Origin of the sequence: Lelliottia sp., from assembly GCF_045627565.1 — a bacterium.
Taxonomy (GTDB): domain Bacteria; phylum Pseudomonadota; class Gammaproteobacteria; order Enterobacterales; family Enterobacteriaceae; genus Enterobacter.
Genome location: NZ_JAZQNX010000009.1, coordinates 1 through 20636, shown reverse-complemented (window position 1 = coordinate 20636; position 20636 = coordinate 1). Strand labels below are relative to the sequence as shown.

Below are 20636 nucleotides of genomic sequence, written 5' to 3'. Positions count from 1 at the left end.
ACCAGATTGTGCTAACTCCGACGGGAGCAAATCCGTGAAAGATTTATTAAAGTTTCTGAAAGCGCAGACTAAAACCGAAGAGTTTGATGCGATCAAAATTGCTCTGGCCTCGCCAGACATGATCCGTTCATGGTCTTTCGGTGAAGTTAAGAAGCCGGAAACCATCAACTACCGTACGTTCAAACCTGAGCGTGACGGCCTTTTCTGTGCCCGTATTTTCGGGCCAGTAAAAGACTACGAGTGCCTGTGCGGTAAGTACAAGCGCCTGAAACACCGTGGTGTGATCTGTGAGAAGTGCGGCGTTGAAGTGACCCAGACTAAAGTGCGTCGTGAACGCATGGGGCACATCGAGCTGGCGTCTCCGACTGCTCACATCTGGTTCCTGAAATCTCTGCCGTCCCGTATCGGCCTGCTGTTGGATATGCCGCTGCGCGATATCGAACGTGTTCTGTACTTCGAATCTTATGTGGTTATCGAAGGCGGTATGACGAATCTGGAACGTAATCAGATTCTGACCGAAGAACAGTATCTGGACGCGCTGGAAGAGTTCGGTGACGAATTCGACGCGAAGATGGGTGCGGAAGCGATCCAGGCCCTGTTGAAAAACATGGATCTGGAGCAAGAGTGCGAGCAGCTTCGTCAGGAGCTGAACGAAACTAACTCCGAAACCAAGCGTAAAAAGCTGACCAAGCGTATCAAACTGCTGGAAGCGTTTGTCCTGTCTGGTAACAAGCCAGAGTGGATGATCCTGACCGTTCTGCCGGTTCTGCCGCCAGATCTGCGTCCATTGGTTCCGCTGGATGGTGGTCGTTTTGCGACTTCTGACCTGAACGATCTGTATCGTCGCGTCATTAACCGTAACAACCGTCTGAAACGCCTGCTCGACCTCGCTGCGCCTGACATCATTGTACGTAACGAAAAACGTATGCTGCAGGAAGCTGTTGATGCCCTGCTGGATAACGGTCGTCGTGGTCGTGCGATTACAGGTTCTAACAAGCGTCCTCTGAAATCTTTGGCCGATATGATCAAAGGTAAGCAGGGTCGTTTCCGTCAGAACTTGCTCGGTAAGCGTGTTGACTACTCTGGTCGTTCTGTTATCACCGTAGGTCCATACCTGCGTCTGCATCAGTGCGGTCTGCCGAAGAAAATGGCACTGGAGCTGTTCAAACCGTTCATCTACGGCAAGCTGGAACTGCGTGGTCTTGCTACCACCATTAAAGCTGCGAAGAAGATGGTTGAGCGTGAAGAAGCTGTCGTTTGGGATATCCTGGACGAAGTTATCCGCGAACACCCGGTACTGCTGAACCGTGCACCAACTCTGCACCGTTTGGGTATCCAGGCATTTGAGCCAGTACTGATCGAAGGTAAAGCAATCCAGCTGCACCCGCTGGTTTGTGCGGCTTATAACGCCGACTTCGATGGTGACCAGATGGCAGTACACGTTCCACTGACGCTTGAAGCTCAGTTGGAAGCGCGTGCGCTGATGATGTCTACCAACAACATCCTGTCACCTGCGAACGGCGAGCCAATCATCGTTCCGTCTCAGGACGTTGTATTGGGTCTGTACTACATGACCCGTGACTGTGTTAACGCCAAAGGCGAAGGCATGGTGCTGTCTGGCCCTAAAGAAGCTGAGCGTATTTATCGCGCAGGTCTGGCCTCACTGCATGCGCGTGTCAAAGTGCGTATCACTGAATATGAAAAAGATGCTAACGACGAGTTCGTTGGTAAAACCAGCATTATCGACACTACCGTAGGTCGTGCGATTTTGTGGATGATCGTACCGAAAGGTCTGCCTTACTCTATCGTCAACCAGGCGCTGGGCAAGAAGGCAATCTCCAAAATGCTGAACACCTGTTACCGTATTCTGGGTCTGAAGCCTACGGTAATCTTTGCTGACCAAACGATGTACACCGGCTTTGCTTATGCAGCGCGTTCAGGTGTCTCCGTTGGTATCGATGACATGGTCATCCCAGCCAAGAAAACTGAGATCATTTCTGAAGCGGAAGCGGAAGTTGCTGAGATTCAGGAGCAGTTCCAGTCTGGTCTGGTAACCGCAGGTGAGCGTTACAACAAAGTTATCGATATCTGGGCAGCGGCGAACGATCGTGTTTCCAAAGCGATGATGGATAACCTGCAAACTGAAACCGTAACTAACCGTGACGGCGTAGAAGAGCAGCAGGTTTCCTTCAACAGCATCTACATGATGGCCGACTCCGGTGCGCGTGGTTCAGCAGCACAGATTCGTCAGCTGGCAGGTATGCGTGGTCTGATGGCTAAGCCAGATGGCTCAATCATCGAAACGCCAATCACCGCGAACTTCCGTGAAGGTCTGAACGTACTCCAGTACTTCATCTCCACGCACGGTGCGCGTAAAGGTCTGGCGGATACCGCACTGAAAACGGCTAACTCCGGTTATCTGACTCGTCGTCTGGTTGACGTCGCGCAGGATCTGGTTGTGACCGAAGATGACTGTGGAACTCACGAAGGCATCCTGATGACTCCGGTTATCGAAGGTGGCGACGTCAAAGAACCACTGCGCGACCGCGTTCTGGGTCGTGTAACGGCTGAAGATATCATCAAGCCGGGTACGGCTGATATCCTGGTAACACGTAACACGCTGCTCGATGAGCAATGGTGTGACCTGTTAGAACTCAACTCTGTTGATAGCGTGAAAGTACGTTCCGTAGTAGGTTGCGAAACTGACTTTGGCGTCTGTGCACACTGCTATGGTCGCGACCTGGCTCGTGGTCACATCATCAACAAAGGTGAAGCAATCGGGGTTATCGCGGCACAGTCCATCGGTGAGCCGGGTACACAGCTGACGATGCGTACGTTCCACATCGGTGGTGCTGCATCTCGTTCCGCTGCTGAATCCAGCATCCAGGTGAAAAACAAAGGTAGCATCAAGCTCAGCAACGCGAAGTCTGTTGTGAACTCTGCCGGTAAACTGGTAGTGACTTCTCGTAACACCGAGCTGAAACTGATCGACGAATTCGGTCGTACCAAAGAAAGCTACAAAGTGCCTTATGGTGCGGTAATGGGCAAAGGCGATGGCGAGCAGGTTGCAGGCGGCGAAACCGTTGCAAACTGGGATCCACACACCATGCCAGTTATCACCGAAGTGAGTGGTTTCATTCGCTTTACCGATATGATCGACGGCCAGACGATTACTCGTCAGACCGACGAACTGACCGGTCTGTCTTCGTTGGTTGTTCTGGATTCTGCAGAGCGTACCGCGGGCGGTAAAGATCTGCGTCCAGCGCTGAAAATCATTGATGCCAATGGTAATGATGTTCTGATCCCAGGCACCGATATGCCTGCTCAGTACTTCCTGCCAGGTAAAGCGATTGTTCAGTTGGAAGATGGTATCCAGATCAGTGCAGGTGACGCTCTGGCGCGTATTCCTCAGGAATCCAGCGGTACCAAGGATATTACCGGTGGTCTGCCACGCGTTGCTGACCTGTTTGAAGCACGTCGTCCGAAAGAGCCTGCAATCCTGGCGGAAATTACCGGCATCATTTCCTTCGGTAAAGAAACCAAAGGCAAACGTCGTCTGGTTATCACTCCGTTAGACGGTAGCGAGCCTTACGAAGAGATGATTCCGAAATGGCGTCAGCTCAACGTGTTTGAAGGTGAACGTGTAGAACGTGGTGATGTGGTTTCCGATGGTCCAGAAGCTCCACACGACATTCTGCGTCTTCGTGGCGTACACGCGGTAACGCGTTATATCACCAACGAAGTACAGGACGTTTATCGTCTGCAAGGCGTTAAGATTAACGATAAGCACATTGAAGTTATCGTTCGTCAGATGCTGCGTAAAGCAACCATCGATAGCACGGGAAGCTCTGACTTCCTGGAAGGCGAGCAGGTGGAATACTCTCGCGTCAAGATTGCGAACCGCGATCTGGAAGCGAACGGCAAAGTGGCGGCGTTGTTCTCCCGTGACCTGCTGGGTATCACCAAAGCGTCTCTGGCAACCGAGTCCTTCATCTCTGCTGCATCGTTCCAGGAGACCACTCGTGTCCTGACCGAAGCTGCTGTTGCGGGCAAACGCGATGAACTGCGCGGTCTGAAAGAGAACGTTATCGTGGGTCGTCTGATCCCAGCGGGTACGGGTTATGCGTACCACCAGGATCGTATGCGTCGTCGTGCTGCGGGCGAACTGCCAGCTGCACCTCAGGTCACTGCGGAAGATGCTTCTGCAAGCCTGGCAGAACTGCTGAACGCAGGTCTGGGCGGCTCAGACAACGATTAATCGCGCTTTGAGCTAATAAAAAACCCGCTTCGGCGGGTTTTTTTATGTCTGAAAAAAGGGAGAAATAGATTATTTGAGCAGCGGCAACCGGCGATAGAGCTCGATCATGTCACCTGCCAAATCCTGAATCACCATCGCATTCATCAGGTGATCCTGAGAGTGGACGGTAATCAAATTTACTGGAAGTTTCCCAGTTCCTTCATCCAGCCCAATAAGTTGTGTCTGGATAACGTGCGCATGTTTGACATATTCGCGCGACTCTTCCATCGCTTTTTCGGCTTCGTCAAACTCGCCTTTGCGTGCCAGTTGCAATGCCGTCAGCGCAGCACTGCGTGCAGCGCCAGCGTTTATCAGCAACTCCATGATGGTTGTTTCTAAATCTTCCATTCATTGCTCCAGCAGTTTAAGCGCTTTTTCAAGGACGACATCGCCTTTCATCATGCCGTAATCCATCATATCGATCACAGCGACCTGTTTACCCAGCGGTTCAGCCTGAGCCTGAAGCTTTGCCAGTTCGTATTTTACCTGTGGCCCCAGTAATACAATGTCGGCTGTGGCGATATAGTCTTTAAACTCAGCTACCGGAACGGCTTTGATAGTGACTTCGACGCCTTTTTTTTGCGCGGCGTCTTTCATACGCTGAACCAGCATGCTGGTAGACATTCCGGCAGCACAACACAAAACGATATTCTTCATAGTCAGCCTCGATCTATATGTGTTTAATGATAATTATCTCGTGCAGACGGCTTCAACAACCGCTTTACCCCGATTGTGTGTCAGGCATCACAAAGAAACCTGAATTCTATGAAACCGGTTTCAATTTTGGCCCAGCAGGAAATTTCTCTTCTGTTCTGGGCAAAGCATAAGGAGGATTAATCACGCGAAAGAGGGGGCTGGATGGCGTGCATTTATCCTGGTTTGACTATAATCAGAGACCTTGATGAAGCCTGGTTGAATAAATTGCTTCCTGACTACTGTCAAAAAAAACATGTTATTAAAAACAGTATTGACTTGGTTTTGGAAATGCGTAACTTAGTACTCAACAGCAGAGAAATGGTAGTTTGCTGTTTATCCAGGAAATATGAGTTGAGTATTACTGGGGATTGCGATGAAGGCCACGAAGTATTGTTTTTTTGGGATAGCTGATGTGAGATGAACCAATATTCTTGCTTCGCTAGTGCTTTAAAGGCCACGTAGTTGATAGATGAAATCGCAAAGTAGTGAAAAAAACGCGACGATGTAAGCCTATGTTTTATAGTACTATTTGCGGTAATTTTTTTGATAAATTATCGCAACAGCAGTAAGGCCACGCATCAAAGAGTATATGTCGCGATGGGGAATGTACTTGTTTAAGAAGCCGCCCTTGAGTTCTATTATCAGGCCGGCGGAATATGTATAACGGTAAATAGAGGAGCATTTTCGTTAGTATCAGTATCCAATATTATCTGTAATAAACGTGTACATTTGTAAGTAGTACCATTAGCAGTAAATACACTTAAGTCAATTAATGTTAAATCTGAAGTTCGTAGTACCATAAAAGCCCTGGCTGCAACGGTCAGGGCTTTTATCTGTAGATTCAAGAAGATCCCGCCTTTGAAAAACATGCCTTCCGTTTCGCTTGCCAGCGGCTTTGTACTGTACGATTCCAGATCAGTTCAAAATTAATCCTTGCTTAATAAATCAAACCAAGCCTACTATGCGTCATCGGTTTGGAACACAGACCTTATGAAAGCAGTTTTAGTAAAGCAGTCCTCAGTTCAAGCGTTATCCTAGATACCCCTTCTTCATGAGCCTCCTCCTAAGTGCCGCATAAGTTAAATTCTGAAAAACAGGCCAAGTTCGCCGCGTGAGTGGCCCTCAATAAGAAAGGAAATATCTATGTCTAACAAAATGACTGGTTTAGTAAAATGGTTTAACCCTGAAAAAGGTTTTGGCTTCATCACTCCTCAGGACGGCAGCAAAGATGTATTCGTACATTTTTCAGCAATCCAGAGCAGCGATTTCAAAACCTTAGACGAAGGCCAGAAAGTGGAGTTCTCAATCGAGAACGGCGCTAAAGGCCCGTCAGCGGTTAACGTTATCGCGCTGTAATCGCCGATAATCTCGCTAACGCTTACAATAGCGATGAAGGCCAGAGCCTGAGCAGATAAGTGACAGTGAATAAAAAACCCGCCATGGCGGGTTTTTTCGTTTCTGGCGTCCGTTACGCGGAGGCAGGGCGAAACGAGGAAGAACTTTTCGCCCTGGTCAGCATCCGTTGCTGACGGCATAAGAGTAAAAAATCTCACGTCGTCGGACAATCACTTGCTCGCGGCCTTACGAGTCGCTTTGTAAAATTTCTCCGCGGTTGCACAGCGTTTCAACGAAGCTGCGAGGCACGCCCCAGCCAGCTATCCCAGTCTTTCCACACCGGCTGTAACCCTTGTGCCATAAGCGCCTGTGCAACATCTTCAGGACGACGGCCATCATGAGGAGCAAATTGCTCCAGCTCAGGATGATCATCGGCGTAGCCACCCGGTTGTGTTTTCGAAAACGCGCTGACGTTATTAATCGCCAACGGAATGACCCGATCCCGAAATTCGGGCGATTCCCGCGTGGATAACGATAATTCGACATCCGGTGCCAGCAAACGAAATGCGCAAATGGCCTGTACCAGCTGTCGTTCATCCATGATCGATGCCGGCTCAATACCGCCAGTGCAAGGGCGTAGTCGAGGAAATGAGATCGAATAGCGGCTTTGCCAGTAATGTTGCTGAAGCCATAGCAAATGCTCCGCCACCAAATAGCTGTCCACCCGCCAGTTGTCTGACAACCCCGTCAATGCGCCGAGACCAATTTTGTCAATTCCCGCACGCCCGAGCCGGTCAGGCGTCTCCAGGCGGAAAAAGAAATCCTGCTTTTTTCCCTTCAGGTGATGCTGAGCGTATATTTTTTCGTGATACGTCTCCTGATAGACCATCACGCCGTCGAGGCCTAACGTTTTAAGCTCTGCATATTCATCCTCAGACAGCGGTTGGACTTCCATCTGCAATGAGGCGAACTGGCGGCGAATAGCTGGGAAATGACGCCGAAAATAGTCCATCCCCACTTTTCCCTGATGTTCTCCTGTCACCAATAAAAGATGCTCAAAACCCATTTCGCGGATCGCCGCGCACTCACGGGCGATCTCGACGTCATCAAGAGTTTTACGCTTGATACGGTTGCTCATCGAAAAACCGCAATAGGTACAGTCGTTGGCGCAAAGATTGGAAAGATAGAGCGGCACGTAAAAACTGACCGTATTGCCAAAGCGCTGGCGGGTCAGCTTTTGGGCACGCTGCGCCATCGGTTCCAGATATGCACCGGCGGCGGGGGAGAGCAGAGCCATCATGTCTTCGCGGGTGGGATGACGCGCATGCAGCGCACGTTCAACATCTGCAGGGGTTTTGCTGTTGATGCGCAGGCGAAGATCATCCCAGTTGAGTTGCCGCCAACGTTCCACAAAGGTGCTCATGAATACGCCTCCAGAAACCCGGTTAGCGGGCTGCTGGCCTGCGCCTGAGTGCGGCGAGACCCTGGGCCAGATTGCCGCGCCAATGCGCCCGCTTCCACCGCCAGACGGAAGGCGCGCGCCATCATCACTGGATCGTCCGCCACGGCAATCGCTGTATTAACCAATACCGCGTCTGCTCCCATCTCCAGGGCTTGTGCCGCGTGGCTTGGCACGCCGATACCGGCATCGACCACCACAGGAATGGTGGCTTGTTCGATAATGATTTCCAGCATCGCTCGGGTTTCCAGCCCCTGGTTTGAACCGATAGGCGCGCCGAGCGGCATGACCGCCGCGCAGCCCACTTCTTCGAGGCGTTTACACAGAACGGGGTCCGCACCGCAGTAAGGCAAAACGGTGAATCCCTGTTTGACCAGCAACTCAGCGGCTTTCAGCGTCTCGATAGGATCGGGCATCAACCAGCGCGCATCCGGGTGGATTTCCAGCTTCAACCAGCTCGTGCCCAGCGCCTCGCGCGCCAGGTGTGCGGCAAAAATCGCCTCTTCAGCGGTCTTTGCACCAGACGTATTGGGTAGCAACGTCACACCGGCGTCCAGCAGTGGCGCAAGGATGGCATCGTTATGATTGCGCAGATCCACGCGCTTCATTGCCAGCGTCACCAGTTGGCTGCCGCTCTCGCGGATGGCGCTCACCATCAACTGTGGAGAGGCGAATTTTCCTGTACCGGTAAAGAGATGAGAATCAAAGGTTTTATCAGCAATACATAACATGTCAGCCTCCCGCAATGACCTGAAAAAGCAGGATCTGATCGCCGTCGCGCACCTGCTGAAGTCCCCACTGCTCACGCGGCAGGATCTGTTGATTGAGAGCCAGCGCCACGCCAGGTTTTAGCTGCTGCAACTGGTCAAGCAGTGTGGCGACGGTTAACCCGTCTACACACTGCATCGGTTCGTCGTTAAACAGAATTCGCATGATGCCCCCCGCAGACACGACATCCGCTGGCGCGTTGCAACGCCAACTGACGCCAGCCGCCGACGCGGGCATCAAAAAGGCGCAGCGTATTGTGTGGGGTTTCCATACCGCTCAGCAGCTTGATGGCCTCAAGCGCCTGCAGGGTCCCCATCACGCCGACCACCGGGCCGAGAATACCTGCCGTGCGGCAGTTACGCTGCGGCTCGTCATCATCTGACCACAGGCAGCGATAACAGCCTTGCGTCCACGGGGGCGTCAGCACCATGAGCTGCCCGCCAAAACCGACTGCGCTGGCGGTAATCAGCGGCGTATTGAGGGCAAGGCAAGCGGCGTTGATCGCCTGACGTGCGGTCATATTGTCGGTGCAATCCAGCACTACGTCGGCACGATCAACTTCGTGGCGAAGAACTTCGCCTTCGAGCTTTTCCTGTAAGGCGATAAGCTGAATATCCGGATTCAGTTGGGCGAGCCGCTGCTTTGTCACCTGTGCTTTTGGCTGGCCGAGATCGCCCATCGTGAACAGGGTTTGCCGTTGTAAATTGCTCAAATGGACATCGTCATCGTCGGCTAAGACCAGTGTTCCAATACCCGCCCCCGTCAGATATTGCGCCGCCGGTGCGCCTAGCCCGCCAAGGCCGATAATCAACACCCGGCTGGCGAGCAATTTTTGTTGTCCGTCGATGGCGATATCTTCCAGCATGATCTGACGGCTATAACGCATAAAGTCGCTGTCATTCATCGCCCGCTCCTGCCAGTTGCAATAACTGTGCTGTGGCTGCCTGCCAGTCGGCGGCCTGCGTAATCGCGCTGACCACCGCTACACTCCCGACGCCGGTTTTCAGTACCGCAGGGACACGTTCAAGGCTGATGCCGCCGATGGCGACGGTCGGATAATTAGCCAGACGTTCAATGTGGCGCGTCAGTTGCTCAAGACCCTGCGGAGCAGAAGGCATCTGCTTGGTTTGTGTTGGAAAAACATGCCCGAGCGCGATATAGGATGGGCGCACCGCCAGCGCCACGTCGATCTCCATATCGTCGTGTGTCGATACACCCAGACGCAGGCCAGCGTCACGGATAGCGTTCAGATCGGTTGTCTCCAGGTCTTCCTGACCCAGATGTACGCCGTAAGCCTGGTGCTTAATCGCCAGTTGCCAGTAATCGTTGATAAATACGCGAGCGCCATAACGGCGTCCCAGCGCAATGGCATTTACCACGTCGGGCTCAACGTCTTCATCGCGTTTGTCTTTGATGCGTAGCTGGAGCGTTTTCACACCAGCCTGAAGCAGCCGCTCAACCCACGCCACGCTGTTTACGACGGGGTATAGACCTAAGCGAAAGGGGACGGGCGGAAAATCGGGTTGATACATTATGCCTTCTCCTTTTTAAGGTAGATTTCGCCACCTTTCGCGCGGAAGTTTTCTGACATATCGGCCATACCCACTTCGATAGCCTGTTTCGCGGCGTAATCGCGCACTTCCTGACTGATTTTCATCGAGCAGAATTTTGGCCCACACATGGAGCAGAAGTGGGCCACTTTGCCGGACTCCTGCGGCAGGGTTTCATCGTGATAGGCGCGGGCGGTGAAGGGGTCGAGCGCCAGGTTAAACTGATCTTCCCAGCGAAATTCGAAACGCGCTTTAGACATGGCGTTATCGCGGATTTGCGCGCCCGGATGGCCTTTCGCCAGGTCGGCGGCGTGAGCGGCAATCTTGTAGGTGATCAGTCCCTGCTTCACATCCTCTTTGTTTGGCAGGCCTAAGTGCTCTTTTGGCGTGACGTAACAGAGCATCGCGCAGCCGAACCAGCCGATCATCGCCGCACCAATCCCGGAGGTGAAGTGGTCGTAGCCTGGCGCAATATCGGTGGTCAATGGCCCGAGGGTGTAGAACGGCGCCTCGTGGCAGTGCTCCAGTTCTTCGGTCATGTTGCGGCGGATCATCTGCATAGGCACATGGCCCGGGCCTTCGATCATCACCTGTACGTCATACTCCCAGGCGATTTTGGTCAGTTCGCCGAGCGTGTGCAGCTCGGCAAACTGCGCTTCATCGTTGGCATCGCGGATGGAGCCAGGACGCAGGCCGTCGCCCAGCGACAGAGAAACGTCATAGGCAGCGCAAATTTCGCAGATCTCGCGGAAGTGTTCGTAGAGGAAATTTTCCTGATGATGGGATAGGCACCACTTCGCCATAATGGAGCCGCCACGCGAGACAATTCCGGTAAGGCGTTTAGCGGTCATCGGCACGTAGCGCAGCAGCACGCCCGCGTGAATGGTGAAGTAATCGACACCTTGTTCCGCCTGCTCAAGTAACGTGTCGCGGAACGCTTCCCAGGTCAGATCCTCCGCGATCCCGTTGACCTTCTCGAGCGCCTGATAGATCGGCACGGTTCCGATAGGAACGGGGCTGTTTCGCAAAATCCACTCGCGGGTTTCGTGGATGTAACGCCCGGTCGAAAGGTCCATGACCGTGTCCGCCCCCCAGCGTGTAGACCAGACCAGCTTTTCGACCTCTTCTTCGATGGATGACGTAACGGCAGAGTTGCCGATATTGGCGTTGACCTTTACCAGGAAATTACGGCCAATAATCATCGGCTCGGATTCCGGATGATTGATGTTGGCAGGGATAATCGCGCGCCCGGCAGCCACTTCGTCACGCACAAACTCCGGTGTGATGTTCTCCGGTAGACGAGCGCCAAAACCTTCGCCCGGATGCTGGTGGCGCAGCACTTCGCTGCGAATCCGTTCACGGCCCATATTTTCGCGAATGGCGATAAATTCCATTTCCGGGGTCACAATACCCTGGCGAGCATAATGCAGCTGCGTCACACATTTGCCTGATTTCGCCCGCTTTGGCGTCAGCAGACCGGTAAAGCGCAGTTCATCAAGACCATCATCTGCGAGGCGTTCTTTGGTGTAGGCGGAGCTGCGAACGGTGAGCGCTTCGCTGTCATTACGCGCGTCAATCCACGTCTGCCGCAGTTTTGCCAGCCCTTGCTGAACGTTGATGGTAACGTCGGTATCACCATAGGGGCCGGAGGTGTCATATACCGGCACCGCTTCGTTATCCTCAAACTGCGGATTTTCTTTGCTGCCGCCGAGAAGCGTAGGGCTAAGCTGGATTTCGCGCATCGGCACGCGAATATCGGCCTGCGAGCCGGAAATGTAGATACGCTTCGAGTTCGGGAAAGCGGTGCCTTCCAGGGTGTCGATGAAGTGTTGTGCTTGTGCGCGCTGTTCGCGGCGGGTCAATTTTGCAGACATAGCTCATTCCAAAATAGTAAAGGAAGTGGCTTGTCAGACGACGGATGAAGCAAGAGGTGATCGCCCAGAGGCGATACAACAGCAGATTGACTCTTGTTCCCTTCGCAGGTATTAGCCTGATCAGGTTCCGCGGATCCCGAATTAACGGTCTCAGCCCGGCTTACGCTCTGGGCACTCCGACAAGAAATTTACACTCCATCCTTCAAGCTGCCTCGTTATTGGCTGCCTTCATTCACCCCGGTCACTTACTGGTGCAAGCTCCCGGGGATTCACTCAGTTTCCGCCGCGATGCAGCATGAATGATTTCGTGTAATACCCCCTCGTGAGAGGGGCGAATATTTGTAAACTACGCGTTAATGATGAATAACTCAAGCTGGCCGCGCGACGTTATCTTCGTTGCTGGCCTTTAAATTGTTGTCCAGCGCGAGGGCAATCAGCTTGTCTTCCAGCGTAAAGCGTCCTTCCAGGGCTTCGCCGAGATCGGACAGCGCCTGCTGAAACTCCAGATAGTTATCCTGGTCGATCGCATTTTCGAGCGTGGAGTCGTAATAATCCATAATCTGCTGGGTGTTTGCTTCCAGCTGCGGGTAGAGTTTTGTCGCCGCTAAATACGGATTCGTCCCTTCCATTTCACGGATAATACGTTCATAAATATTGAAATGGCCGTCGGAAAGGTAATCCACCAGACTCTGACAGAAATTATCCAGCGCTTTTTCGTTCAGGCGCATATAGGATTCTTTGCCAGGCTTAATGCCAACCAGATTATAGTAGGCAACAAGCAATTGTTTGCGCACGTGCAGCCAGCGATCGACCAGTTTATTACTTCCTCCAACGCGCTCTGTCAGGCTTTCTAGCTGGTTTAGCATGTTTGACTCCGCAAGGTTAAGGTTAAAAGCTGCCCGCCTAAATTTGTAAGAATATTGTTATCAACATGCCTGTGAAGCGAAGGTAGTGCAATAGATATGGATCGTATAATTGAAAAATTAGATTGTGGCTGGTGGATCGTCAGCCATGAACAAAAATTATGGTTGCCCGCAGGGGAGTTACCTCATGGCGATGCCGAGAAATTCGATCTTGTGGGGCAACCCGCATTAAAGATCGGTGAATGGCAGGGCGATGCAGTGTGGTTGATCCAGCAGAATCGCCGTCAGGATATGGGATCGGTGCGTCAGGTGATGGATCTTGATGCGGGCCTGTTTCAGCTGGCCGGGCGCGGTGTGCAGTTAGCCGAATTCTATCGCTCGCATAAGTTCTGCGGCTACTGCGGTCACGCCATGCATCCGAGCAAAACCGAGTGGGCGCTGCTGTGCAGCCACTGCCGTGAGCGCTATTACCCGCAAATTGCACCCTGCATCATCGTTGCTATTCGTCGCGATGATTCGATTTTACTGGCGCAGCACGTCCGCCACCGTAACGGTATTCACACGGTATTGGCTGGATTTGTCGAGGTCGGTGAAACGCTGGAGCAAACCGTCGCGCGTGAAGTGATGGAAGAGAGCGGGATCAAAGTCAAAAATCTGCGTTACGTTACCTCTCAGCCATGGCCTTTCCCAATGTCACTGATGACGGCCTTTATGGCTGACTATGACAGCGGCGACATCGTTATCGACCCGAAAGAGCTGCTGGAAGCAAACTGGTATCGCTATGACGATTTACCACTGTTACCGCCACCGGGCACCGTGGCGCGTCGGCTGATTGAAGATACCGTGGCAATGTGTCGGGCCGACTATGAAGTCTGAATGACGTGATACACTAGCGGCAAGATGCTTAAGGAACCTGCAAAATGACCGAACTGAAGAACGATCGTTATCTGCGTGCGCTGCTGCGCCAACCCGTTGATGTCACCCCGGTGTGGATGATGCGCCAGGCAGGCCGCTATCTTCCGGAATATAAAGCGACGCGAGCGCAGGCGGGCGATTTTATGTCGCTGTGTAAAAACGCAGAGCTGGCCTGTGAAGTGACGCTTCAGCCGCTGCGCCGTTTCCCGCTTGATGCGGCGATCCTTTTTTCAGACATCCTGACCATCCCGGATGCGATGGGTCTTGGTTTGTATTTCGAAACGGGCGAAGGCCCGCGCTTTGCCTCGCCGATCAAGAGCAAAGCCGATATTGATAAGCTGCCGATTCCGGATCCAGAAGGTGAACTGGGTTACGTGATGAACGCGGTGCGTACCATTCGCCGCGAGCTGAAAGGCGAAGTGCCGTTGATTGGTTTTTCCGGTAGCCCGTGGACGCTGGCGACCTATATGGTCGAAGGCGGTAGCAGCAAAGCCTTTACCGTCATCAAAAAGATGATGTATGCCGAGCCGATGGCCCTGCACGCGTTGCTGGATAAGCTGGCGAAAAGCGTTACGCTGTATCTCAATGCGCAGATTAAAGCGGGCGCGCAGTCGGTGATGATCTTCGATACCTGGGGCGGCGTGCTCACAGGACGTGATTATCAGCAGTTCTCTCTCTACTACATGCACAAAATTATCGATGGCCTGCTGCGTGAAAACGAAGGTCGTCGTGTGCCGGTAACGCTGTTCACCAAAGGCGGCGGACAATGGCTCGAAGCGATGGCGGCCACCGGTTGTGATGCGCTGGGCCTTGACTGGACCACCGATATTGCCGATGCACGTCGTCGCGTGGGCGATACCGTCGCGCTGCAGGGCAACATGGACCCGTCTATGCTTTACGCGCAGCCTGCACGTATCGAAGAAGAGGTAGCGTCTATACTTGCAAGTTTCGGCCAGGGCGAAGGCCACGTCTTCAACCTGGGCCACGGTATTCATCAGGATGTACCGCCAGAGCACGCTGGCGCGTTTGTGGAGGCGGTGCACCGACATTCTGCCCAGTATCATCTGTAAGGAGTTGTTATGGATCTCGCGTCGTTACGCGCCCAGCAAATCGAACTTGCCTCGTCAGTGATCCTTGAGGATCGTCTGGATAAGGATCCGCCGCAGCTGATCGCCGGTGCCGACGTTGGATTTGAACAGGGTGGTGAGGTGACGCGGGCAGCGATGGTGCTGTTGAAGTATCCATCGCTGGAACTGGTTGAATATAAGGTGGCGCGAATCGCCACCACCATGCCGTACATTCCGGGCTTTCTCTCCTTTCGTGAATATCCCGCGCTGCTGGCAGCGTGGGAACAACTCTCGCAAAAACCCGATCTGCTGTTTGTGGATGGTCATGGGATCTCCCACCCGCGTCGTCTGGGCGTCGCCAGCCATTTTGGTTTGCTGGTGGATGTCCCAACAATTGGCGTGGCGAAAAAGCGCCTGTGTGGGAAATTTGAACCCCTTTCCGCTGAGCCGGGCGCGCTGGCACCGTTGATGGATAAAGGCGAGCAGCTGGCGTGGGTCTGGCGCAGCAAAGCGCGATGCAATCCGCTGTTCGTTGCGACTGGGCACCGCGTGAGCACGGACAGTGCCCTGGCGTGGGTGCAGCGTTGTATGAAAGGTTACCGTTTACCAGAGCCGACACGCTGGGCTGATGCGGTTGCATCGGCGCGCCCGGCTTTTATTCGTTGGCAGGAAATTCAACCTTGATTCAGGTAAACTGCCGCTAATTTCCGATTCGAGACATCATCATGTTACAAAACCCGATTCATCTGCGCCTTGAGAAGCTGGAAAGCTGGCAGCACGTCACCTTTATGGCTTGCCTGTGCGAGCGTATGTATCCCAATTATGCGACGTTCTGCAAGGAAACCGAATTTGGTGAAGGCCAGATTTATCGCCGTATTCTTGACCTGATTTGGGAAACACTGACGGTTAAAGACGCGAAGGTGAACTTTGACTCTCAGCTCGAAAAGCTGGAAGAGGCGATCCCGTCGGCGGATGACTACGATATGTATGGTGTCTATCCGGCGATCGACGCCTGCGTGGCATTGAGTGAACTGGTGCATTCGCGTTTAAGCGGTGAAACTCTGGAGCATGCCATCGAAGTGAGTAAGGCGTCGATTACCACCGTTGCGATGCTGGAAATGACGCAAGAAGGTCGTGAAATGACCGACGAAGAGCTGAGAGTGAACCCGGCAGTTGAGCAAGAATGGGACATTCAGTGGGAAATATTCCGACTTTTGGCCGAGTGCGAAGAACGCGATATTGAACTGATAAAAGGCCTGCGCGCGGACTTACGCGAGGCGGGTGAGAGTAATATTGGTATAATTTTTAACCAGTGAGACAATAAAACGTGATTTAACGCCTGTTTTGTCGCACCTCTACTCTTCCCTTCTGCCCCCCGTCTGGTCTACATTTGGGGGGCGAAAAAAAGTGGCTATCGGTGCGTGTATGCAGGAGAGTGCTTTTTTGGCATTTTCGTCGCACTCGATGCTTAGCAAGCGATAAACACATTGAAAGGATAACTTATGAACAAGACTCAACTGATTGATGTAATTGCGGACAAGGCTGATCTGTCTAAAGTGCAGGCTAAAGCTGCACTGGAATCCACCCTGGCTGCTATTACTGAGTCTCTGAAAGAAGGCGATGCTGTACAACTGGTTGGTTTCGGTACCTTCAAAGTGAACCACCGCGCTGAGCGTACTGGCCGCAACCCGCAGACCGGTAAAGAAATCAAAATTGCTGCTGCTAACGTACCAGCATTTGTTTCTGGTAAAGCACTGAAAGACGCAGTTAAGTAAGCCGCGTGGCAGTGAACAGTTTTAACAAGGGGGCGGTTTCGCCCCTTTTGTCTGTCTGGCGCTCAACGTTGGCGCTGGCAGGCGTGCTGTTGCTTTCGGCCTGCAGTCATGATTCCGCTCTGCCGCCATTCACCGCGAGTGGATACGCGGCCGATCAGGGTGCGGTGCGAATCTGGCGTAAAGACGTCAATGGTGAAGTCCATCTCCTTTCTGCATTCAGTCCGTGGCACAAGGGTAACACCTCTACAGCGGAATACCGCTGGCAGGATGATGCGCTGTCGCTGATTGAACTCAATATCTACAGTAAAACGCCTGAACACATTCGTGTCCGGTTTGATGGTCGCGGCGAGCTGAGCTTTATGCAGCGCGAAGTTGACGGTCAAAAACAGCAGCTCTCAAGCGATCAAATCGCCTTATACCGCTATCGCGCCGAACAAATCCGCCAGACCAGCGATGCGCTGCGTCAGGGACGCGTTGTGCTGCGTCAGGGGCGCTGGCATGCCGATGGCACGGTGACCACCTGTGAAAGTCAAACGATCAAACCTGATTTAGACGCGTGGGCAAGGGAGCGTATCGAAAGACGCCAACGTCATTCGTCAATGGAAGTGAGTGTGGCCTGGCTTGAAGCATCCGAAGGGTCGCAGCTGTTGCTGGTGGCAAATGAAGATTTTTGTACCTGGCAGCCGACAGAAAAAAACTTCTGATTGAAAACCCCCTCCAGACGGAGAGGGTCAATGTGAATTACTCGCCTTGCTCGCGTGCAATAGCACGGTAACCAATATCGCTGCGGCTAAAGCTGCCGTCCCAGTGAATATCAGCCATCAGTGCATACGCGCGTTTCTGCGCTTCAGCAACCGTATTTCCCAGCGCCGTTGCGCACAGTACGCGCCCGCCATTGGTCAATACGCGATCGTCGTCTGCGAGTTTCGTCCCGGCGTGGAACACTTTACCGCCATCGACGTCTTCCAGCGGCAGGCCGTGGATCTCGTCACCGTTGCGGTAATCACCCGGATAACCGCCCGCAGCAATCACCACGCCCAGAGAAGCGCGATCGTCCCACTCGGATGTTTTCTCATCCAGCTTGCCTTCGCATGCTGCCAGACACAGTTCAACCAGATCGGACTTCATGCGCAGCATGATTGGCTGAGTTTCTGGGTCACCGAAGCGGCAGTTGAATTCGATAACTTTTGGATTGCCCTGCTTGTCGATCATCAGACCGGCGTACAGGAAACCGGTGTAGGTATTGCCTTCTGCTGCCATGCCTTTGACGGTTGGCCAGATGATGCGGTCCATGGTGCGATGGTGGACTTCATCAGTCACAACCGGCGCCGGAGAGTAAGCGCCCATTCCGCCGGTATTCGGCCCGGTATCCGCATCGCCAACGCGTTTGTGATCCTGGCTGGTGGCCATCGGCATAACGTGCTCGCCGTCAACCATGACAATAAAGCTGGCCTCTTCACCGTCGAGGAACTCTTCAATCACGATACGATGACCCGCATCGCCAAAAGCGTTGCCCGCCAGCATATCCTGAACCGCGGCTTCGGCTTCTTCGAGCGTCATCGCGACGATAACGCCTTTACCGGCCGCAAGACCGTCGGCTTTAATGACGATCGGTGCACCTTTTTCACGCAAATAAGCCAGCGCAGGTTCAACTTCAGTGAAGTTCTGATATTCGCCCGTCGGGATTTTATGACGCGCGAGGAAATCTTTGGTGAAGGCTTTTGAGCCTTCCAGCTGTGCAGCGCCTTCGGTTGGACCAAAGATTGTCAGGCCCGCCGCGCGGAAGGCATCCACAACGCCAATCACCAACGGCGCTTCCGGGCCGACGATGGTCAGGTCGATTTTCTCGCTCTGGGCAAAGCTCAGCAGCGCCGGAATATCGGTCACGCCGATAGCCACATTCTGCAGAGTGGGTTCCAGTGCCGTACCGGCGTTACCCGGCGCGACAAAAACGGTGCTTACCCGCGGCGACTGCGCTGCTTTCCATGCCAGAGCGTGCTCGCGCCCGCCGTTACCAATGACTAATACTTTCATTCTTGACTCCGGGATTAATGGCGGAAGTGGCGCATGTCGGTGAAGATCATGGCGATGCCGTGTTCGTCAGCGGCGGCGATGACTTCGTCATCACGAATGGATCCGCCTGGCTGGATAACACAGGTCACGCCAACGGCGGCGGCTGCATCAATACCATCGCGGAACGGGAAGAAGGCGTCAGATGCCATTGCGGAGCCTTTTACTTCCAGGCCTTCATCGCTGGCTTTAATACCGGCGATTTTGGCAGAGTAGACGCGGCTCATCTGGCCTGCGCCTATGCCGATCGTCATATTCTCTTTCGAATACACAATCGCGTTGGATTTAACAAATTTGGCGACCTTCCAGCAGAACAGCGCGTCACGCAGTTCTTGTTCGGTTGGCTGACGTTGAGTCACGACACGCAGGTCGCACGCGGTCACCATGCCCAAATCGCGATCCTGAACCAGCAGGCCGCCATTAACACGTTTGAAATCCAGACCTGGAACGCGTTCAGCCCACTGACCACAAACCAGCACGCGAACGTTTTGTTTGGCCGCGGTGATTTTCAGGGCTTCTTCTGTTGCGGAAGGCGCGATGATCACTTCGACAAACTGACGGGAGATGATTGCCTGTGCCGTCGCGGCATCAAGTTCACGGTTAAACGCGATAATGCCGCCGAACGCGGACGTCGGATCGGTTTTGTAAGCCCGGTCGTAGGCTTCAAGAATAGAAGTGCTGACGGCAACGCCACACGGATTGGCATGTTTCACGATGACGCATGCCGGCTCGCTGAACTCTTTCACGCACTCCAGTGCCGCGTCGGTATCAGCGATGTTGTTATAAGAGAGCGCTTTGCCTTGAACCTGTTGAGCGGTGGCGACGGACGCCTCTTTAATTTCTTCTTCTATATAGAAGGCAGCGTTCTGGTGGCTGTTTTCGCCGTAACGCATATCCTGCTTCTTAATAAAGTTCAGATTGAGGGTACGCGGGAAACGACCAGAAGGTTCGTTGCTTTCGCCGTGATAGGCCGGAACCAGGCTACCAAAGTAGTTGGCGATCATGCTGTCGTAAGCGGCGGTGTGTTCAAACGCTTTGATGGCGAGGTCGAAACGGGTCGCCAGCAGAAGAGAACCTTCGTTGGCATCCATTTCTTTAATAATGACGTCGTAGTCACTGCTCTTTACTACGATGGCAACATCTTTATGGTTCTTCGCCGCGGAGCGCACCATGGTCGGGCCACCGATATCAATGTTCTCAACGGCGTCTTCCAGTGAGCAGTTTTCGCGGGCGACGGTTTGGGCGAACGGATAAAGGTTAACGACCACCATATCGATCGGGGCGATGTCGTGTTGTTCCATGATGCCGTCGTCCTGGCCGCGACGACCAAGAATGCCGCCGTGTACTTTCGGATGCAGGGTCTTTACGCGTCCATCCATCATTTCCGGGAAACCGGTGTAATCGGACACTTCGGTTACCGGCAGACCTTTATCTGCTAACAGGCGAGCGGTGCCGCCGGTGGATAGCAGCTCTACACCGCGTGCAGAAAGTGCCTGAGCGAATTCGATGATACCGGCTTTGTCAGAAACACTGAGCAGGGCGCGGCGGACTGGACGACGTTGTTGCATGGTAAATCCCCTGGATTTCACGATGACAGAGAGTGTTAGATGAATTCTTCGCAAAAAACTCATCTAACACCCCTAACGGGGCATCCTTGTTTAGCGCGTGCATTTTAACGAAAACGTTTGCGCAACGCTCGCGAATTTTCAAATTTTCGCAGCATTGTGGATAAGTCTGTGTGAAAACAGGTATAAGGCGGGGTTTTGCTGTGGAATGCAGCAGTCAGTCATTTTTCTGTCATTTAAGTATTGCGGACGCTCAAGAACTCCCTATAATGCGCCTCCATCGACACGGCGGATGTGAATCACTTCACACAAACAGCCGGTTCGGTTGAAGAGAAAAAACCTGAAATAAAGGATTGACTCTGAAAGAGGAAAGCGTAATATACGCCACCTCGCAACGGTGAG

Annotated in this window: 19 protein-coding genes and 1 riboswitch; of the genes, 8 read left to right on the top strand and 11 right to left on the bottom strand. The window is 53.2% G+C overall.

The features are described 5' to 3' along the window. Positions 1-34: 34 nt before the first annotated feature. Positions 35-4258, top strand: coding sequence for a DNA-directed RNA polymerase subunit beta' (gene rpoC, locus ACKI5T_RS07750; RefSeq protein ID WP_011915462.1), 4224 nt, complete (start codon positions 35-37; stop codon positions 4256-4258). A gap of 69 nt (positions 4259-4327) precedes the next feature. Here rpoC and ACKI5T_RS07745 read toward each other — a convergent pair whose 3' ends face one another. Continuing rightward, entirely contained in the window at positions 4328-4645 is a 318-nt protein-coding gene (locus ACKI5T_RS07745) for a PTS lactose/cellobiose transporter subunit IIA (RefSeq protein ID WP_407436823.1), read from the bottom strand. Beyond that, on the bottom strand, positions 4646-4954 hold the full coding sequence (locus tag ACKI5T_RS07740; RefSeq protein ID WP_011915464.1) for a PTS sugar transporter subunit IIB: 309 nt from the start codon (positions 4952-4954) through the stop codon (positions 4646-4648). 1182 nt (positions 4955-6136) lie between these two features. Between ACKI5T_RS07740 and cspA the strand changes: the two genes are divergently transcribed. Further along, positions 6137-6349, top strand: coding sequence for an RNA chaperone/antiterminator CspA (cspA, locus tag ACKI5T_RS07735; RefSeq protein WP_011915465.1), 213 nt, complete (start codon positions 6137-6139; stop codon positions 6347-6349). Positions 6350-6617: 268 nt separating this feature from the next. Here cspA and thiH read toward each other — a convergent pair whose 3' ends face one another. The 7 genes from thiH to rsd form a co-directional block, all read right to left on the bottom strand. After that, complete coding sequence (thiH, locus tag ACKI5T_RS07730) at positions 6618-7751, bottom strand: 2-iminoacetate synthase ThiH (RefSeq protein WP_407436821.1); 1134 nt, start codon at positions 7749-7751, stop codon at positions 6618-6620. Next, the gene (gene thiG / locus ACKI5T_RS07725) at positions 7748-8518 is read right to left on the bottom strand and encodes a thiazole synthase (protein ID WP_407436820.1); all 771 of its coding nucleotides are present in this window, start codon (positions 8516-8518) and stop codon (positions 7748-7750) included. The genes thiH and thiG overlap by 4 nt, the downstream gene beginning before the upstream one ends. 1 nt (position 8519) lies before the next feature. After that, the gene (gene thiS, locus ACKI5T_RS07720; RefSeq protein WP_011915468.1) at positions 8520-8720 is read right to left on the bottom strand and encodes a sulfur carrier protein ThiS; all 201 of its coding nucleotides are present in this window, start codon (positions 8718-8720) and stop codon (positions 8520-8522) included. Further along, positions 8704-9459, bottom strand: coding sequence for a HesA/MoeB/ThiF family protein (locus ACKI5T_RS07715; protein WP_407436817.1), 756 nt, complete (start codon positions 9457-9459; stop codon positions 8704-8706). The genes thiS and ACKI5T_RS07715 overlap by 17 nt, the downstream gene beginning before the upstream one ends. Further along, positions 9452-10087 carry a thiamine phosphate synthase gene (gene thiE / locus ACKI5T_RS07710; protein ID WP_407436815.1) on the bottom strand — a complete coding sequence of 212 codons (636 nt, stop codon included), beginning with the start codon at positions 10085-10087 and terminating at the stop codon, positions 9452-9454. Before thiE ends, ACKI5T_RS07715 begins: the two co-directional genes overlap by 8 nt. Then, positions 10087-11979, bottom strand: coding sequence for a phosphomethylpyrimidine synthase ThiC (gene thiC / locus ACKI5T_RS07705; RefSeq protein ID WP_407436813.1), 1893 nt, complete (start codon positions 11977-11979; stop codon positions 10087-10089). Before thiC ends, thiE begins: the two co-directional genes overlap by 1 nt. 80 nt (positions 11980-12059) lie before the next feature. Continuing rightward, positions 12060-12168: riboswitch (TPP riboswitch) on the bottom strand. A gap of 179 nt (positions 12169-12347) precedes the next feature. Next, positions 12348-12845, bottom strand: coding sequence for a sigma D regulator (rsd, locus tag ACKI5T_RS07700; protein ID WP_011915472.1), 498 nt, complete (start codon positions 12843-12845; stop codon positions 12348-12350). A 96-nt stretch (positions 12846-12941) separates the two neighbouring features. Between rsd and nudC the strand changes: the two genes are divergently transcribed. From nudC to ACKI5T_RS07670, 6 genes are all read left to right on the top strand, one after another. Beyond that, positions 12942-13718: an NAD(+) diphosphatase gene (nudC, locus tag ACKI5T_RS07695; protein WP_407436811.1), complete on the top strand. Its 777-nt coding sequence runs from the start codon at positions 12942-12944 to the stop codon at positions 13716-13718. A gap of 44 nt (positions 13719-13762) precedes the next feature. After that, the gene (gene hemE / locus ACKI5T_RS07690; protein ID WP_407436809.1) at positions 13763-14827 is read left to right on the top strand and encodes a uroporphyrinogen decarboxylase; all 1065 of its coding nucleotides are present in this window, start codon (positions 13763-13765) and stop codon (positions 14825-14827) included. 9 nt (positions 14828-14836) lie between these two features. Then, positions 14837-15508, top strand: coding sequence for a deoxyribonuclease V (gene nfi, locus ACKI5T_RS07685; protein ID WP_011915475.1), 672 nt, complete (start codon positions 14837-14839; stop codon positions 15506-15508). Positions 15509-15549: 41 nt separating this feature from the next. Continuing rightward, the gene (locus ACKI5T_RS07680; RefSeq protein ID WP_407436807.1) at positions 15550-16140 is read left to right on the top strand and encodes a YjaG family protein; all 591 of its coding nucleotides are present in this window, start codon (positions 15550-15552) and stop codon (positions 16138-16140) included. Positions 16141-16326: 186 nt separating this feature from the next. Next, entirely contained in the window at positions 16327-16599 is a 273-nt protein-coding gene (gene hupA / locus ACKI5T_RS07675) for a nucleoid-associated protein HU-alpha (protein WP_002445246.1), read from the top strand. 11 nt (positions 16600-16610) lie between these two features. Continuing rightward, the gene (locus ACKI5T_RS07670) at positions 16611-17303 is read left to right on the top strand and encodes a DUF1481 domain-containing protein (protein ID WP_407436830.1); all 693 of its coding nucleotides are present in this window, start codon (positions 16611-16613) and stop codon (positions 17301-17303) included. 37 nt (positions 17304-17340) lie between these two features. Here ACKI5T_RS07670 and purD read toward each other — a convergent pair whose 3' ends face one another. Together purD and purH are read right to left on the bottom strand one after the other, a co-directional pair. Then, positions 17341-18633, bottom strand: coding sequence for a phosphoribosylamine--glycine ligase (purD, locus tag ACKI5T_RS07665; RefSeq protein ID WP_407436805.1), 1293 nt, complete (start codon positions 18631-18633; stop codon positions 17341-17343). A 14-nt stretch (positions 18634-18647) separates the two neighbouring features. Beyond that, on the bottom strand, positions 18648-20237 hold the full coding sequence (gene purH, locus ACKI5T_RS07660; RefSeq protein WP_407436803.1) for a bifunctional phosphoribosylaminoimidazolecarboxamide formyltransferase/IMP cyclohydrolase: 1590 nt from the start codon (positions 20235-20237) through the stop codon (positions 18648-18650). Positions 20238-20636 lie beyond the last annotated feature (399 nt).